Source organism: Amycolatopsis roodepoortensis (genome assembly GCF_024628825.1).
In the GTDB taxonomy this organism is placed as follows: Bacteria; Actinomycetota; Actinomycetes; order Mycobacteriales; family Pseudonocardiaceae; genus Amycolatopsis; species Amycolatopsis roodepoortensis.
In genome coordinates, this window is sequence record NZ_CP102415.1 from 5301404 (window position 1) to 5317286 (window position 15883).

The following is a 15883-nucleotide window of genomic DNA, read 5'->3' on the forward strand; positions in this document are numbered from 1 at the left end:
AGATTGGGGCGCGCCCGGCTTGTCTTGTTCCGGGCTGGACGAACAAGAAGGACTAGGGGGCAGTTCCGGTGCTGGACAAGCAGGTCACGATCACGACCGGCACCCTCATCACGCTGATCCGCCGCCGTGGCGGCGAACCGCACACGATCCTGTCGGAAACGCCGACCTGGTTCGACGAGGACGCGCAGCGGGCCGAGGACGAGCGGACCAACGAGGAGCTGGCGAGCCAGGGCCTCTTCGGCGCGCGGGGGCTGCATCCCGGGTTCAAGGCGACGCTCGAAGCGATCGCCAGGCCGTCGCTGGAGTACTACGGCTGGATCGACGGCGGGTTCGAGGGCAAGGCGCTGAGCTTCACCCTGCTCGCGGGGAGCGCCGGCGGCGAGGGCTTCGTCCTCGCGCGGCACAGCGAGCACGATGGCATCGCGCTCGCTTCGGTGCGGCCGGAAGAGCTCCTCACCGAGTTCCTCGACCAGATCCCGAAGCTCGCGCCGGGGCGCGGGCGTCCGGTCGCCGTCCCGAAGAGCCAGGTCGATGCGCCGCGCTCTTCGTCGACCGCGCAGGAGGAGGGCTTCGAGGTCCTTCGCAGCGGAAGGCAGAGCGCCGGCAGCCAGGAGGCCGACGAGCTTCGCCGCATCCTCGCGTTACGCCGTTTGGGGAGCGGAAGCCTCTACGTCGCGGCCCGCGGCCGGAGCGGCGCGCGGCAGCGGATCGAACGCCCGGTGAACTACATCGATACGACCGAAGGCCGGTGGCTGACCGAAGAGGTACCGGGGAGTGGCGAACCGAGGATCGCCTTCACACCCGCCGACCAGCAGATTCTCGGAGAACGACTACGGAGCGCACAGGGCAGGTTGTTCGCGTCCTGAATCCGGCTCCGTTCAGCCGGGCGGATGCCCCCTCTACCCTCCGTGTCATCCATCCACAGGGCACCCCTGTGCGCCCGCGTGCGACACGCCGAACGACGAGTTTTGCCCGACACGCCGTGCTGAGTTGAATAAAGTTCTCCACAGTGTCTCCACAGGCCCTGACCAGCACTTTTGTCAGACCATCCCGGCGTTGCCCACAAGTTGTACACAGGCTTCGGCCCACCTGTGAAGGGTTGCCCCCAGTCATCCCCAGGTTGTCCACAGGGCGGTCCCCAGGCGAAATTGCGCTCGTCCTTTCGGGGGGCCTACCGTGCCCGCCGGGCCGGTACACACCGTGGTGGTCGTCCGGCCGAGAAGGGGAGCACAGGGGAGCGCCGGACGCCGCGGGAGGGGCAGGCGGGCGCGGACGGACCGACCGGGGAAATTCTGGCATAATCGAACGCGTGTTCGATGTCTTGAGGAGGTGGCAGCAGCGGTGGCGCTGACCGACGACCGCAATCCGATGTACGCGGAGTCCGACCCGGGTCCCGGCGACCCCGGTCCGCGTGGCGGCGAGTACGACCGCCAGCCCCCGCAGGACATCGCGGCCGAGCAGTCCGTGCTCGGCGGCATGCTGCTGTCGAAGGACGCCGTCGCCGACGTCATCGAAGCACTCGGCCCCGACGATTTCTACCGGCCCGCGCACCAGGCGATCTACGACGTCATCCTCGATCTCTACGGCCGCGGCGAACCGGCCGACCCGATCACCGTCTCCGCCGAGCTGGAGCGTCGAGGCGAGCTGGGCCGCGTCGGCGGCGCCCCGTACCTGCACACCCTGATCGCGACGGTGCCGACGGCGGCGAACGCCGGCTACTACGCCGAGATCGTCTCCGAGAAGGCGGTGCTGCGGCGCCTGGTCGAGGCGGGCACCCGGATCGTGCAGTACGGCTACGGCGCGGCCGCGGCCGACGGCGCGAACATCGACGAGGTCGTCGACCGCGCGCAGGCCGCGATCTACGACGTCACGGAGCGGCGCACCAGCGAGGACTACGTCGCGCTGGAAGAGCTGCTCCAGCCGACCATGGACGAGATCGACGCGATCGCCTCGCGCGGCGGGCAGTCGCAGGGCATCCCGACCGGGTTCGCCGACTTCGACGATCTGACGAACGGTCTGCACCCCGGCCAGATGATCATCGTCGCGGCGCGGCCCGGTGTCGGCAAATCGACCCTAGGACTGGATTTCGCCCGTTCGGCGTCCATCAAACACGGTCTGACCAGCGTGATCTTCTCGCTGGAAATGAGCAGGACCGAGATCGTCATGCGCATGCTCTCGGCCGAGGCTCGGATCCGCCTGGCGGATATGCGCGGTGGCAAGATGTCCGACGACGACTGGACGCGGCTCGCGCGCCGCATGAGCGAGGTCTCCGAGGCGCCGCTGTTCGTCGACGACTCGCCGAACATGACGATGATGGAGATCCGCGCGAAGGCCCGGCGGCTCAAGCAGCGCAACGACCTCAAACTCGTCGTCCTCGACTATCTCCAGCTGATGACCTCGGGCAAACGCGTCGAGTCGCGACAGCAGGAGGTCTCGGAGTTCTCGCGGCAGATGAAGCTGCTGGCCAAGGAGATCGAGGTCCCGGTGATCGCGATCAGCCAGCTGAACCGTGGTCCCGAGCAGCGGACGGACAAACGCCCGATGCTGTCCGACCTTCGTGAGTCCGGCTCGCTGGAGCAGGACGCGGACCTCGTCATCCTGGTCAACCGCCCCGACGCCTGGGAGCGGGACGACCCGCGTGCCGGCGAGGCGGACCTGATCATCGCGAAGCACCGTGCCGGGCCGACGGCGACGATCACCGTGGCGCACCAGCTGCACTACAGCCGCTTCGTCGACCTGTCACACGACTAGCGGCGAAAGACAAGGACCTGGCCCGGCTCGAACGGGCAGCCTCCCTCTCCGACTGCGGACGCGCCCTTACCGGGTAGGCGCGCCTAGGGCAGGTTCGCCTCGAAGGCTAGGCGATGGCGCCTCAAGTCAGAGAAGGAATTCGAAGACGTCCTTGGTGAAGCGGCGATCGCTCATCACGGTGTGGTGCCGTCGTCCCGGATAGACCTTGAGATCACCGCGGCGGGTCTTGTCGGCCAGTCGCTCGGCGAGTTCGAGCGGGTAGAGGGCGTCCTGCGAACCGGCGATCACCAAGGTGGGCGCGGTGATCTCGCCGAGCCGGTCTTCGATGTCGAAAGCGTCCTCGGCCCGCAGCATGGCCACCATGCCGTCCGGATCCGCCGGGCGTCCGGAGGCCATCGCCAGCAGCCCGGCCAGCAAAGCCCGTCCCGGCAAGGAGTCCGCCACGGTAGGCGCCAGCGCCATGGCCGCGGCCCGGTGCCGTCCGGCGGCCAGCAGGTCCGCGTACCGGCGCTGGACGCGGCGGCCTTCCTCGCCGAGCCGGGCGCCGGCGGCGCCGACCACCAGCCGCCGCACCAGGCCGGGATGGTCGACGGCGAACTGCAGTGCGAGGCAACCGGCCGTGGACACGCCGAGCACGTCCACCGGCCGGTCGAACCGCTGTCGCAACTCCTCCGCGTGGTGGGCGGCGAGATCGGCCATGGTGACGCCGGGCCGGAGCCCCGGCCGCCTGCCGACGGTCAGCACGGTGAACCGCTCGGCCAGCGGTTTGAGGGACCGCACCTCCGCCCAGCGGGCGAACCCGGTGGGGTTGGCCGAGTCCGGCAGCACCGACCGGAAGACCACGAGCGGGCTCCCCGTGCCGAATTCGAGATACGGGGCACCACCCGCCAGTACACCTTCGCGCATGGTCACTCCTTGGCGATCCCGGCGGGGCCGACGAGGTCGTCCAAGGAGGTATTGCGCAGGCCCTGTGCGGCGGAGAGGTCGCGTCCGGCGGGGGTCGGCAAGCCTGCTCCTCTTCGACTACGAACGAAATGACTTCCCGTTCATAGCATCTCGGCCTGGGTCCGGTTGGAAGAACGCCAGCATTTTCCGGGCGGCGTCCGGCGCGGTCAGGAGTTCGTGGACCTGCGCGGACATCCCGGCGGCGGCGCCGGCGCGGTCGAACATCTCGCGTTCGTACTCTTCGACGGCGGCGGGGAAGTCGTCCGGATGCGCGGCCAGCGCGAGGCCGAGCAGGGCGCCGTCGAGCAGCGCCAGGTTGGCACCTTCCCCCACCGGCGGCATCAGGTGCGCGGCGTCGCCGAGCAGGGTGACATCCGGTGCCGACGGCCAGGTCAGGCCGGCCGGGAGGGCCGCGATCGACCGTGGCACCACCACGTCGTCGCAGGCCGCGATCAGCGCGGTGAACCGGGCGTCCCAGCCGTCGAGTTGCCCGATCAGCCACGCCCGGGCGGCGGCCGGGTCCTCGAGCGGCAGCCCGGCAGTGGTGAACCAGTCCTCGCCGGTGCCGTAGAAGCTGAGGCCGACGCGCACGGTGCCGTCGCCGTTGCGCTGGGCCGCCAGGGATTTGCCGTCGCCGAGCGCCCAGTAGGTGCCGCGCCCGACCATCGCGGCGAGGTCGGGATGGGTGCGGTCGATGTCGGGGATACGGAGCTCGACGAAGTTGTGGCCGAGATGCGCCGGGCGGGCGTCGGTGAGCAGCGGGCGGACGCGGGAATGCGCCCCGTCGGCGCCGACCAGCAGGTCGTACGTCGCGGTGCGCCCATCGAAAAAATGCAGCACGCCGTCTTCGGCGGATTTGAAGGCGTGTCCCCAGCGGACCGTGTGTTCGGGGAGGGAGTCCAGCAGCAGATCACGCAGGTCGGCGCGGTCGACCTCGGGTCGCTCGAACGGGGCGTCGTCGGGGGTGTCCTCCTGCAGCAGCAGGGTGCCGTCCGGTTCGAGGAGCCGCATGTCCTGACCCTCGCCGCGGGCGATCTCGGTGAACCGGTCGAACAGGCCGGCTTCGCGCAGCGCCCGCTGGCCGGTGTCGGCGTGGATGTCGAGCATGCCGCCTTGGCCACGGGCGTCACGCGAGGTTTCGCGTTCGTACACGACGGCCTCGATGCCGTTGACGTGCAGAACTCGGGCGAGAGCCAGGCCGCCGGGACCCGCTCCGATGATGGCGATGGTCATGATCGCCCTCCTTCGATACACCGTATTGGTCAATACACTGTATCGATCGATGCGTTGTATTGTCACCGCATGGTGGTGTGGGAGCGGCCGGAGCCGCCGAGTCGTCCGGCGCTGGCCCCGCTGAGCCGGGAGCTGATCGTGCGGGCGGCGATCCGGCTCGCCGACGCGGACGGCCTGGACGCGGTGTCGCTGCGCAAGGTCGCCACCGCGCTGGACGCCGGCCCGATGCGGCTGTACGGCTACATCGAGAGCAAGGAAGAGCTGCTCGACCTGATGGTCGACGCCGTCCACGCCGAGATCCGGCCCACCGGCGAAGGCTGGCGGGAGGTGCTTCGATCGCTCGCGAACGCCATGCGGCACGCGGTCCACCGCCACGAATGGCTCGCCGACCTGCTCGGCGGCAGGCCCCAGCTGGGGCCGCACGCGCTGGCCACCTCGGAGGCCGTGATGGCGGCGCTGGGTGATGTCGGCGTCGACGCCGCGATGCCGGTGGTCTCGGCGGTCAACGCGTACACGATCGGCGCGGTGCGCCGGGAGATCGCCGAGCGCCGGGCGGAACGGGCCACCGGTATGGACGAGAAGAAATGGCAGGCCACGCTCGGCCCCTATCTGACCCGGACCTTCGCCACCGGCAAGCTCCCCGCGCTGGCCACGGTGGTGCGCGACGCGGTCCACCTGGACGCCGACGAGACCTTCCGCGTCGGCCTCGACTTCCTCCTCGACGGCATCGGAGCCCGCGTGTCAGCGCCGTGACCGTCCCGTGTCAGCGCGGTCCGCGAACGTCATCGCCATGACCAAGACACTGAAGACCTTCCGCCGCATCGGTCTCACCGCGCTGGCCGCCGCACTGCTGACGGGCGTCGCCGTGCCGACGGCCTCCGCCGGGCAGGACCGCCCGGAACTGCGTCAGGTCGCCCAGGAATTCGTCGACGCCGGGTTCGGCGGGATGCAGCTGCGCGTCCGCGACGAGCGAGGCGAATGGACCGGCAGCGCCGGGGTTCGCGAGCTGGGCGGGACCGCGAAACCGCCGACCAACGGCCACTTCCGCGTCGGCAGCACGTCGAAGAACTTCACCGCGACCCTGGTGCTGCAGCTCGTGGCCGAGGGCCGGATCGGGCTCGACACCCCGGTCGCCGGTTTCCTTCCCGGCCTCGGGCTGGACTCGCGGATCACCGTGCGAATGCTGCTGCAGCACACCAGCGGCCTGTTCAACCACACCGGCCAGTACCACCCGGACGGCACGGTCACACCGGGAATCCCGTGGGCGGGCAAGGAATGGGTGGGCAAGCGATTCCACACCTATCAGCCGGAGGAGCTGGTCCGGCTGGCGGTGTCCAAGCCCGCGGTCTTCGAGCCGGGCGGAGGCTGGAGCTACTCCAACACCAACTACGTCGTGGCCAGGCTGCTCGTGCAGAAGCTCTCCGGACGTCCCTTCGCCGACGAGCTGGACCGCCGGATCCTGCGGCCGCTCAAGCTGCGCGACACCTTGTCGCCGGGCGCGTGGGCGGGGATGCCCAAGCCGTACGCCCACGCCTACTACCGCTATGAGGACGCCGGGCAGTGGAAGACGATCGACGTCACCCACCAGAACCCGTCCTGGATCTCCAGCGCCGGCGACATGATCTCGACGACCAAGGATCTCCAGACGTACTTTTCCGCCCTGCAGAGCGGAAAGCTGCTCCCGGCCTGGCTGATGGCCGAGATGCGCGAGACGCACCCCGGCAGCGAAAGCCTTTACGGCTTCTACGGTCTCGGGCAGTTCACGCAGGACCTGGGTCCGGGCTGCGGCATCGTCCTCAACCACAACGGCGGCGTCAACGGCTACGGATCGATGATGTACAGCTCGCCCGACGGCAGCAGGACGCTGACCGCGTCGATCACCTCGGGTGATTCCGCGAAGGACCCGCTGCCGTCGTACCCGGCGGCGCTGGACAAGCTCGTCCGGACGGTGTTCTGCGGCAAGTGAGCGGTCAGCGCGCCCGCTCGGCCAGCCTGGCCGCCAGCGCGCCGACCAGGTCACGAAGCTCGGCCGGCCGTTCGATGACGAACGGCCGGTCGAGTGCGGCGAGCCGCGCCGGGATCCAGTCGAGCCGTTCGGCCCGGATCCTGGCGCGGACCCAGTCGCCGTCCGGTTCGAGCGTCGCCACGGACGGCGGGAAGACGGCACGGATCTCCTCGGGCGGCGCCTGGATCCGCACCGAGACGTCGTGCCGGTACGGCGTCTCGGCCAACGCGGTCAGCACCCGCTCGGCCGGGTCGAAGCCGCCGGGGGCCTCGAAGGTCCCGGGCCGCGGCCCCGCCGCCTTGATCCGGTCGACGCGGAAGGTGCGCACCTCGCCGCTGGCCGAGTCGAATCCGGTCAGGTACCAGCGGCCGGAATGCGCGACGACGCCATACGGATGGACGACGCGTTCGCTGGCGCCGCCGTGCCCGGCGAGGTATGCGATCCCGACGGGCTGCCGGTCGCGGGCCGCCTCCGCGAGAGTGAGCAGTACTTCGGCCTCGGCCGACAGGGCTTTCCTTGCCGGCGCGGTGAAATCGGCGGTCTCCAGCAGCGCGTCGAGCCGCCGGCCCAGTGGTTCGGGAAGTACCCGGCGGACCTTCGCGACAGCGCTCTCGACGGCCGCGACCGACGTGGTGATCAGCCCGGCACGCCGCCCCGCGACCAGGCCGAGCAAGACGGCCAGCGCCTCTTCGTCGGTGAGCATCAGCGGCGGCATCCGGTAGCCGGGGGCCAGCCGGTAGCCGCCGTACCGGCCGCGCACCGAGCGGACCGGGATGTCCAGGTCGACGAGGTGTTCGGCATAGCGGCGGACGGTGCGTTCGTCGACATCGAGCCTCCCCGCGAGCTCCGCGACGGTGCGCGTCCCGCCGCTCTGCAGGATCTCCAGCAGCGCGAGCACACGGGCGATGGGCCTGGTCACAGCGAAAAGAATACCGGGCAGATCTTGCCCGGTATTGCTCCTAGCGTGGCCGATGACCCGATTTCCGGCACCGAAAGGACCAGCCATGCAGTTCGTTTCCGTCCGCGTGATCACCCATGACGTCGCCCGCCTCGCCGGCTTCTACGAAAAGGCGACCGGCCTCGCGGCGCGCTGGCGTTCCGAGCAGTTCGCCGAACTCATCGGGCCGTCGTGCACCTTGGCGATCGGCAGCGCCGAGACGATGCGGCTCTTCGGCGCGGGAGCAGCGGTGCCAGAGTCGAACCGCACCGCGATCCTCGAGTTCCGCGTGGAGGACGTCGACCGGGAGTACGAGCGGCTGGCCGGACTGGCCGAGATCGTGCAGGAGCCGACCACGATGCCGTGGGGGAACCGGTCGCTGCTGTTCCGCGACCCCGACGGCAACCTGGTCAACTACTTCACGCCGAGCGCCCCGTAGTTCCGGACGAACGCGGTCAGCAGCCGCGCGAACTCGCGGCGGTCGTCGTCCGTCCAGTCCGCCATCGCCTCGGCGAACACCGAGCGGCGGAATTCGTGCATACGCGTCACTTCGGCGCGGCCCGCCTCGGTGAGCACGAGGACGGCGCGGCGGCCGTCGCGCTGATCGGCTTCACGCCGGAGGAAACCGTCCTCGACCGCGCGGGCGACGAGACGGCTCGCGCGAGGCTGGTCGATGGTCAGCGCCACCGCGAGGCTGGTGACTGTCCCCGGTTCGCCGCTCTCCTCGGCCGCCTCGACGGCGTCGAGGAGCCCCTGGATCGCCTGGTCCGGCATCGTTTCGGCGCGGTCGCGGGCGAGTTTCGACAGTGATCGCCGCGCCTGGCTCCGCCGGATGGCGATCATCGCGCGTTCCACGTCGGCCACGGCGTCCGTCATTACCCGTCCTCACCAATTGCATGTATTTTTACATGTAGTTGTCGTCTACCCGAGGAGTATCCATGAAGCCCATCGGATTCTGGTTCGCCCACCTTCACCAGGCGCTCGAATCCTCCTTTGAGCGGATCCTCGACGACGAAGGACTGACCCGTCGCCACTGGCAGGTCCTGAATACCACCGACAGCGAAGCACTGAAGCCGTTGGGGGACCTCCAGAAAACCATCTCCGACCTGCGCGTTCGTGGCTGGATCGACGAGGGCGGCCTGACCGAAGCCCGTCGGGCGGCGCATCTCCGGCTGAAAGCCGAGGTCGACGCGTTCCGGTCGCGCGCGACCGAAGGCATCAGCGACGACGAGTACCGGACGACGGTCACCGTGCTCGAACGGATGGCGGCCAACCTCGCGCGGGAATAAGGCGAAGTGGGGCGACGTCATCTATCCTGGTAGTTGAAAGTTCAAACACCTGGAGCTGACATGACGCCGGTGCTCTATCTCAGCCACGGCGCGCCGCCGCTCGCCGACGACGCCACCTGGACCCGCCAGCTCGCCGGCTGGTCGGCGGACCTCGAGAAGCCGAAGGCGATCCTCGTCGTCTCGGCGCACTGGGAAGAGGCACCGCTGACCCTCGGCGCCACCACCACGGTGCCGCTGGTCTACGACTTCTGGGGTTTCCCGGATCGCTACTACCAGGTGAAATACGCCGCGCCCGGCGCCCCCGAGCTCGCGGACAAGGTGCGGAAACTCCTGCGCTCGTCCCAGACGCCGGTGCACGACGCGCCCGACCGCGGCCTCGACCACGGCGCGTACGTCCCGCTCGTGGAGATGTACCCGGACGCCGACATCCCGGTGCTGCAGGTGTCCATGCCGTCGCTGGACCCGCGGGAGCTGTTCGACCTCGGCCGGAAGCTCGCGCCGCTGCGCGACGAAGGCGTGCTGATCATCGGCAGCGGCTTCTTCACCCACAACCTGAGCGCGATGCGCCAGACCGACGGCACCGACGGGGTGCCGCCGTCGTGGTCGAGCGAATTCGACCACTGGGGTGCGGAAACCCTGCGTCAGGGCGACCTCGACGCGTTGCTGGACTTCCAGCACAAGGCACCGGCCGCGGCCATCGCGCACCCCCGGATCGAACACTTCGCGCCGCTGTTCGTGTCACTCGGCGCGAGCTCTTCGGAAGGAAAGGGCGAGACCGTCATCGACGGCTACTGGTACGGCCTCGCCAAGCGTTCCCTCCAGTTCGGCTAACGGGATCGAAGGACGCCGGCGCCCGCCACCAGGCCGAGTGCCAGCAGCGTGACCACCGCGAACGACACGGTCAGCGACGTCAGGTCGGCGATCCCGCCGATCAGCGACGGCGCCACGAGACCCGACGAATAGGTGATGGTCGCGACGCCCGCGATCGACTGGCTCGGTGTCGGCCCGCTGCGTCCGGCCGCCGCGAAGGCGAGCGGCACGACGACGGAGACGCCGAGCCCGATCAGCGCGAAACCGGCCATCGCCATCACCGGATGGGCGGCGAAGACGACCAGCAGCCCGCCCAACGTCGCGAAGGCGCCACCCGCGCGGACGGTGTTGACCGAGCCGAAGCGCCGCACCAGCGCGTCGCCCGAGAGGCGGGCGATCGCCATGGTGCAGGTGAACGCGGTGGTCGACGCGGCCGCGATCCCCGGCGAGGTGCCGAGGACGTCACGCAGGTAGACGGCGGACCAGTCGAGGCTCGCCCCTTCGGCGAAGACGGCGCAGAACGCGACGGCACCGATGATCACGGCCGACTTCGGCGGCAGCGCGAACCTCGGCGGCGGGTTCTCGTCCGGCGCACTGCGGACGTCGAAGACGCCCTGGCAGATCAGCGCACCGGCGACGGTGAGCACGGCCGACGCGATCACGAAGTGGAGCCGGGCGTCCATCCCGGCATGCGCGGCGAGCGTGCCCGCGGCGGAGCCGACGAGCGCGCCCGTGGTCCACATGCCGTGCAGCCCCGACATGACCGACTTGCCCATCCGCTCCTCGACGTCGACACCGAGGGCGTTCATCAGCACGTCGGAGGTACCCGCCGCGGTGCCCATGACGAACAGCGCGAGGCACAGCGTGACGAGGTTTCCCGCCAGGGCGGGGAGGATCAGCGCCAGCGTCCAGTACGCGAGCAGGAGCCGGAGCCCCAGCCTGCCGCCCAGCCGGTGCCCGATCCGCGCGGCGAGCGGCATGGTGAGCGAGGCGCCGATGGCGGGGAAGGCGAGCGCGAGGCCGAGCTGGCCCGCGCTGATCCCCGCGTGTTCCTGGATCCACGGGATCCGGGTGGCGAAACTGCCGGTCACCGCGCCGTGCACGGCGAAGACGGCGGCGATGGCGATCCGCGCTTGCCGCACCCGCCGCGTCGGCCCGCCGACGGTTTCCACTGTGTTGGTCACTGGGCCCCCAAGGTCCATGAGACGACTCGACGGACGTCAGCGTAAACTATCAGGAAGGGAACCTGATAATTAATTCTGGGAGGATCTGCCGGTGAGTGTCATCCGGATGCCGTCCGCCTCCCCGAGCACGGCGCGTGCCATCAACGACCGCCTCGCCCTCGACCTCCTTCACCGCGAAGGCGCGCTGACAGCCGCCCAGCTCAAGACGTTGACCGGGCTTTCCCGGCCGACGGTGGCGGACCTCGTCGAACGGCTGCAGGACGCCGGGCTGATCGAGATCGTCGGCGAGGCGGGCGCGGAACGCCGCGGCCCGAACGCGAAGCTGTACGGCATCGTCGCCGACCGCGCGTACCTCGCCGGCCTCGACGTCCGCACCCACGGCCTGGCCGTCTCGGTGGCGGACCTCCTCGGCCGGACCCGGGCGGAGGCGTCGCTGCCGTTCGACCTCGACGTGGACACGGACGTGGCCGTCGAGCGGGCGATCGCCCTGCTGGAGGCCACCACCGCCGAGGCGGGCGCGACCGAGCTGCACACGGTCGCGGTCGGCGCTCCCGGTCTCGTCGACCCGGCGACCGGCGGTCTGCGGCATGCCGGGGGATTGCCCGCGTGGCACGGGAAACTCGTCGACGAACTCAGGCGACGGCTCGGTGTCCCGGTACTGCTGGAAAACGAGGTCAACCTCGCGGCCGCCGCCGAACAGCGGCTCGGCGCCGCCCGCGACCGGGACACGTTCGTCCTGCTGTGGCTCGGTTTCGGGGTCGGCGCGGCGGTCGTCCTCGACGGTTCGCTGCGGCGGGGCGCGTCGGGCGGCGCGGGGGAGATCGGGTTCCTGCCGATGCTGGGCCCCGGACGGCTGCCGACGGCGACCGACTGCGACGGCGGCTTCCACACCCTCGCGGGAAGCGCCGCGATCTGCGAACTCGCCCGCGCGCACGGCATCCCGGCTTCGCCGGCCGACAACGCCGAAGCGGCCGAAGCGGCTGTCGGGTACGCCATCGACTCGAACGCCGAAGAGTTTCTGGAGATCGTCGCGGAGCGAATCGCGATCGGTGCCGCCGCGGTCACCGCGGTCCTGGACCCGGGCTTCCTCGTGCTGGGTGGGGAGATCGGCCGCGCCGGCGGCGACGCGCTGGCGGCAAGGGTGAGCCGACGGCTCTCGGAGATCTCGCCGCTGCGGACCGAGGTCCGGGCGGGCACCGTCGGTGGGAGCGCGGTGCTGGAGGGCGCGGTGCTGACCGCGATGGGCGCCGCCCAGGACGCGCTTTTCACCCCTGGGGGCTGAACACGACACAAAGCGGGCCCGGAGTCGGTGACTCCGGGCCCGCTTCGGTTCATTCAGTGGCGCTAGCCGACTGGCAGGTTCACATGGTGTGGAACTTCTTGCCGGTCAGGGTGCCGATGAAGCGCTGGAACATGCTCAGCGGCGACGAGTCGACGCCCGCCAGAGCCGGGACCTGCGCGGTCGGCATCGCCGGGGTGCTGTTCACCGCGGGCAGGGTGCCCGTGGTGGGCAGCTGCACCGGCAGTTCGCCCGCGGCGGGCAGGTTGCCCGCGGTCGGCAGGTTGCCGGCCGTCGGGAGCTGCACCGGCAGCTTGCCCGTGGTGGGCAGGCCCTTGGTCAGCGCCGGGAGGGCCGGCAGCTGGGCGAGCTTGGGGGCGTCCGCACGAGCGGCGTCACCGGGCAGACCCGGGGTCTTCGGCAGGGCCGGGAGACCGGGCAGGCCCGGGGTGCCGGGCAGCTCGGGCAGGTCCGACTTCGGCAGCTGCGCCGGGATGTTCTGCAGCTGCTTCAGCGCGGTCAGGCCGGCCACCTGCACGGGCAGGGTCGCCACCTGGGGACCGTCGGCGCGGGCGCCACCGATCGCCGGGGTGGAGGGCAGGGCGCCGGCACCGTCGAGCGCGGGGGCACCGAACGGCAGCGCGGGCAGCGCGTCGATCGGCATCTCCGAACCGACCGAGTCGGTGAAGGCGCGGGTGAACTCTTCACCGTTGATCTCGGTGAAGTCCTCCGAGTTCTCGTCCGCGATCGCCAGGACCGGGATCTCGAACTCGTTCAGCGGCACCACGAAGACGAACGGGTGGTGGAAGTTGAAGCCCGAGAGGGCCGATCCGCTGCCGTCGGTGATGCTGTCGCCACCGGCCTGGCCGGTGATCATGCTGGTCGCTTCGGTCTCGGACACGGCACCGGCCACCGCGACGGCGTTGCCGAACACCTCGGGGTCGACCGCGGCCGGGATGTCGAGGATGTTGCCCGAGAGCGATCCGTCGAGACCCGAGGTCTCCACGTCGCCACCCGACAGGGCGTCGACGGTGTTGGAGCCTTCGGCGTCGGCGAGACCCGCGACCGCGACCGCGTCGTGCGTGATCGGCACGATCGGCAGCGCCTGCACGCCGACGATGTTGCCCGAAACCGCGCCCTCGTCGCCGTTGGTGGTGGCGTCGCCGCCGGCCTCCGACAGGACGTCGCTGACGCTGTCGCCCTCGGCGATACCCGCACCGGCGATGCCGTGGCCGGTCAGCGGAACCGCGCCGCCGATCGGCGTCTGGACGATGTTGCCCGCCAGGGCGCCTTCTTCACCGGTGGCGGTGGCGTCGCCGCCCGCGTTCGAGTCGGTGAGGTTCGTGCCCTCGCCCGACGCGATGCCGCCGAGCACGGCGGCGAAGTTGTGCGCCTGGACCGGCAGGGAGACCGGGCCGTAGACCAGGTTGCCCGAGCCCGCGCCACCGTCGCCGGTCGCGTTGACGTCGCCGCCCGCGTTGGAGGTGGTGTCACCGTCGGCGCCACCGTGGCCCTGGCCGATGAACGCGCCACCGATCCCGAACGCCTGCACCGGCAGCGAAACCGGCACGGTGCCCAGGTTGGAGCTGAGGAAGCCGTTGTCGTCGTTGGTGTTGCCACCGCCGCCGCCGGAGACGACCTTGGTCTCCTCGGCCGAGGCGGTGCTCTGGCCGATGAACGAGCCGCCAACGCCGAAGACCTCGGCCGGAACCGCGGCCGGGACCTGGACGATGTTGCCCGAGCCGGACGAGTCGTTGCCCGTGGTGCCGTCGTACGCGCCGGCGGTCACGGTCTTCGTCTCGGACGCCTCGGCGGTCGCCTGTCCGATGTGCGAGCCGGCGACGCCGAACACCTCGGGGGCCAGCGCGGCCTGGGTGTTGACGATGTTGCCCGCCAGGGTGGAGTTGTCACCCGTGGTGTGGCTGCCGTTGCCGGCGTTCGCGTCGACGGTGTTCTCGCACGACGCGACGTTCGCGCTGCCGATGTAGGTGCCCGCGATGCAGGTCACCTCGACGGGAGCGGCCACGGCCGGGTCGACGATGTTGCCGCCGCCCGCGGAGCCTTCGCCCTCGGTGCTGACGAAGCCACCGGCGTCGACGGTGCTCGACTGGCTGGTGCCGCCTTCGGTACCGGTGTTCGCGAGGCCGATCCAGCTGGCGGCCACGCCGCCGACGTTCGCGACGTCCGCGGTCTGCGGCACGATCGCGTTACCCGCGACGGCCGAGTCCTCGCCGGAGGTCTGCACGTAGCTGGGGACGTCGGCCCAGCCCGGGGTGGTGTCACCGGCGGTGGCGTCCGCCGACGAGCTGCTGTTGGAGTTCGCGAGCGAACCCCACGCGGCGGCCGCGTTGTCGTTGACCTTCACCGGGAGGGCGATCGGCACCGCGCCGACGTTGCCGCCGAGGGCGGAGTCGTCACCGTCGGTCTCGACCCAGCCGCCGGAGGTGGCCTCGGTCTCGGCCTCGTAGCCGGAGCTGTTGGCGTTGCCGATGATCCAGGAGGCGGCGTTGCCGGTGACCTGGACCGGGGTGGCGAACTGGCCGGCCACCACGTTGCCGGACAGGGCGGAGCCCTCGCCGTCGGTGGTGATGTTGCCGGTCTCGGTGGTGCTCTGGCTGGCGGAACCGCCGACCACGCGGCCGGTGCCGCCGGCGAGCCCGCCGCCGTTGCCGGCGATCTGCACGGGCAGCGCCCAGTCGAGGGACACGACGTTCCCGGCGAGGCTGGAGTCCTCACCGGTGGTCTCGATGTCCTGGTTGTGCGACCAGGTCTGGTCGTGGGTGCCACCCTCGACCTCGGCGTCGCCGATCACGCCGATGGCGTTGTCGACGATCTGGATCGGGACGACGACGTCACCGACGACCTTGTTGCCCTTGAGGATGTCGTCCGTGGTGGTGAAACCACCCTCGGTCAGCCCACCGCTGACCTGACGGGCCGAGTCCTTGGCGGCCAGCGGCGCGGGGACGGCGCCGGTGGTCGGGAGGGACGGGAGGCCTCCGCCGATGCCGTCCGTGCTGCTGCCCGGCGAAGAAGCCGAGTCGAGCGCGTCCGAGACGGGCTTGGTGACGGCCTTGGTGCTGATCTCGCCCTTGTAGCCGGGGAGGTCGGCCTGGCCGAGGGGCGTGCCAACGGCGTTGTTGTCGATCTCGACCGGAACGGTGACGTTCGCGTCGAGCGGGGAGGCCGGGGTGTCGGGGTTGACCTGTTCGTCAGCCGAGGCGATGCCGGTGCCCAGCATCAACAACCCACCCGTGACCAACGCGGTCTGGAGTCCGCGCTTTGCCCAGGATTGCATGGGGTTTTTCTCCTTCATTTCGGGTTCCCTTTCGGGTTCGAGGAGGTGCCGTTCGAAAGGCACCAGAGGGGGGTGGAGCGATTGCGGGCGCACAAAAGCGCACCGCCGTTTCGCGGGGGATCAGGAGCGGACGCGAAGCCAAGCCCGGGATCGGG

At 70.5% G+C, this 15883-nt stretch carries 14 protein-coding genes; 8 read left to right on the plus strand and 6 right to left on the minus strand.

Annotated elements, in window-relative coordinates; translation table 11 throughout:
• Positions 1 to 68 precede the first annotated feature (68 nt).
• Both NQK81_RS25290 and dnaB read left to right on the plus strand, forming a co-directional pair.
• Complete coding sequence (locus NQK81_RS25290; RefSeq protein ID WP_126734702.1) at positions 69 to 866, plus strand: ESX secretion-associated protein EspG; 798 nt, start codon at positions 69 to 71, stop codon at positions 864 to 866.
• 475 nt (positions 867 to 1341) lie between these two features.
• Complete coding sequence (gene dnaB / locus NQK81_RS25295) at positions 1342 to 2751, plus strand: replicative DNA helicase (RefSeq protein ID WP_007032313.1); 1410 nt, start codon at positions 1342 to 1344, stop codon at positions 2749 to 2751.
• 126 nt (positions 2752 to 2877) lie between these two features.
• Here dnaB and NQK81_RS25300 read toward each other — a convergent pair whose 3' ends face one another.
• Together NQK81_RS25300 and NQK81_RS25305 are read right to left on the minus strand one after the other, a co-directional pair.
• A complete protein-coding gene (locus NQK81_RS25300) occupies positions 2878 to 3657 on the minus strand; it encodes an alpha/beta fold hydrolase (protein WP_257483503.1) in 780 nt (259 codons plus the stop codon).
• Between the two features lie 117 nt (positions 3658 to 3774).
• Entirely contained in the window at positions 3775 to 4929 is a 1155-nt protein-coding gene (locus NQK81_RS25305; protein WP_257483504.1) for an FAD-dependent oxidoreductase, read from the minus strand.
• 69 nt (positions 4930 to 4998) lie between these two features.
• Between NQK81_RS25305 and NQK81_RS25310 the strand changes: the two genes are divergently transcribed.
• Both NQK81_RS25310 and NQK81_RS25315 read left to right on the plus strand, forming a co-directional pair.
• Entirely contained in the window at positions 4999 to 5682 is a 684-nt protein-coding gene (locus NQK81_RS25310) for a TetR/AcrR family transcriptional regulator (protein WP_257483505.1), read from the plus strand.
• Between the two features lie 37 nt (positions 5683 to 5719).
• Positions 5720 to 6895 (plus strand): serine hydrolase domain-containing protein, encoded by a 1176-nt coding sequence (locus NQK81_RS25315; RefSeq protein WP_257483506.1) that lies wholly within the window; start codon positions 5720 to 5722, stop codon positions 6893 to 6895.
• Between the two features lie 4 nt (positions 6896 to 6899).
• On the opposite strand, the gene NQK81_RS25320 is transcribed toward NQK81_RS25315, so the two are convergent.
• A complete protein-coding gene (locus tag NQK81_RS25320; RefSeq protein WP_257483507.1) occupies positions 6900 to 7853 on the minus strand; it encodes a helix-turn-helix transcriptional regulator in 954 nt (317 codons plus the stop codon).
• A gap of 85 nt (positions 7854 to 7938) precedes the next feature.
• Here NQK81_RS25320 and NQK81_RS25325 point away from each other — a divergent pair, with 85 nt between their 5' ends.
• Positions 7939 to 8310: a VOC family protein gene (locus tag NQK81_RS25325; RefSeq protein ID WP_257483508.1), complete on the plus strand. Its 372-nt coding sequence runs from the start codon at positions 7939 to 7941 to the stop codon at positions 8308 to 8310.
• On the opposite strand, the gene NQK81_RS25330 is transcribed toward NQK81_RS25325, so the two are convergent.
• On the minus strand, positions 8286 to 8747 hold the full coding sequence (locus NQK81_RS25330) for a MarR family winged helix-turn-helix transcriptional regulator (RefSeq protein ID WP_257483509.1): 462 nt from the start codon (positions 8745 to 8747) through the stop codon (positions 8286 to 8288). The two genes, NQK81_RS25325 and NQK81_RS25330, sit on opposite strands and share 25 nt — an antisense overlap.
• Positions 8748 to 8809: 62 nt before the next feature.
• Between NQK81_RS25330 and NQK81_RS25335 the strand changes: the two genes are divergently transcribed.
• Both NQK81_RS25335 and NQK81_RS25340 read left to right on the plus strand, forming a co-directional pair.
• Entirely contained in the window at positions 8810 to 9160 is a 351-nt protein-coding gene (locus NQK81_RS25335) for a winged helix DNA-binding protein (protein ID WP_257483510.1), read from the plus strand.
• 60 nt (positions 9161 to 9220) lie between these two features.
• Positions 9221 to 9991, plus strand: a complete 771-nt coding sequence (locus NQK81_RS25340) for a dioxygenase family protein (protein WP_126734711.1) — start codon at positions 9221 to 9223, stop codon at positions 9989 to 9991.
• On the opposite strand, the gene NQK81_RS25345 is transcribed toward NQK81_RS25340, so the two are convergent.
• Complete coding sequence (locus NQK81_RS25345; RefSeq protein WP_257483511.1) at positions 9988 to 11154, minus strand: MFS transporter; 1167 nt, start codon at positions 11152 to 11154, stop codon at positions 9988 to 9990. The two genes, NQK81_RS25340 and NQK81_RS25345, sit on opposite strands and share 4 nt — an antisense overlap.
• 91 nt (positions 11155 to 11245) lie before the next feature.
• Here NQK81_RS25345 and NQK81_RS25350 point away from each other — a divergent pair, with 91 nt between their 5' ends.
• Entirely contained in the window at positions 11246 to 12436 is a 1191-nt protein-coding gene (locus NQK81_RS25350) for an ROK family transcriptional regulator (RefSeq protein ID WP_257483512.1), read from the plus strand.
• Between the two features lie 79 nt (positions 12437 to 12515).
• Here the strand turns inward: NQK81_RS25350 and NQK81_RS25355 are convergent, their stop codons facing one another.
• Entirely contained in the window at positions 12516 to 15728 is a 3213-nt protein-coding gene (locus NQK81_RS25355) for a beta strand repeat-containing protein (protein ID WP_257483513.1), read from the minus strand.
• Between the last annotated feature and the right edge of the window lie 155 nt (positions 15729 to 15883).

What these genes read in the sequence shown, in the direction of transcription:
- NQK81_RS25300 (WP_257483503.1), bottom strand. Translation starts at nt 3,657, where the DNA reads ATGCGCGAAGGTGTACTGGCGGGTGGTGCCCCGTATCTCGAATTCGGC.
- NQK81_RS25305 (WP_257483504.1), bottom strand. Translation starts at nt 4,929, where the DNA reads ATGACCATCGCCATCATCGGAGCGGGTCCCGGCGGCCTGGCTCTCGCC.
- NQK81_RS25310 (WP_257483505.1), top strand. Translation starts at nt 4,999, where the DNA reads ATGGTGGTGTGGGAGCGGCCGGAGCCGCCGAGTCGTCCGGCGCTGGCC.
- NQK81_RS25315 (WP_257483506.1), top strand. Translation starts at nt 5,720, where the DNA reads ATGACCAAGACACTGAAGACCTTCCGCCGCATCGGTCTCACCGCGCTG.
- NQK81_RS25325 (WP_257483508.1), top strand. Translation starts at nt 7,939, where the DNA reads ATGCAGTTCGTTTCCGTCCGCGTGATCACCCATGACGTCGCCCGCCTC.
- NQK81_RS25330 (WP_257483509.1), bottom strand. Translation starts at nt 8,747, where the DNA reads ATGACGGACGCCGTGGCCGACGTGGAACGCGCGATGATCGCCATCCGG.
- NQK81_RS25335 (WP_257483510.1), top strand. Translation starts at nt 8,810, where the DNA reads ATGAAGCCCATCGGATTCTGGTTCGCCCACCTTCACCAGGCGCTCGAA.
- NQK81_RS25340 (WP_126734711.1), top strand. Translation starts at nt 9,221, where the DNA reads ATGACGCCGGTGCTCTATCTCAGCCACGGCGCGCCGCCGCTCGCCGAC.
- NQK81_RS25355 (WP_257483513.1), bottom strand. Translation starts at nt 15,728, where the DNA reads ATGCAATCCTGGGCAAAGCGCGGACTCCAGACCGCGTTGGTCACGGGT.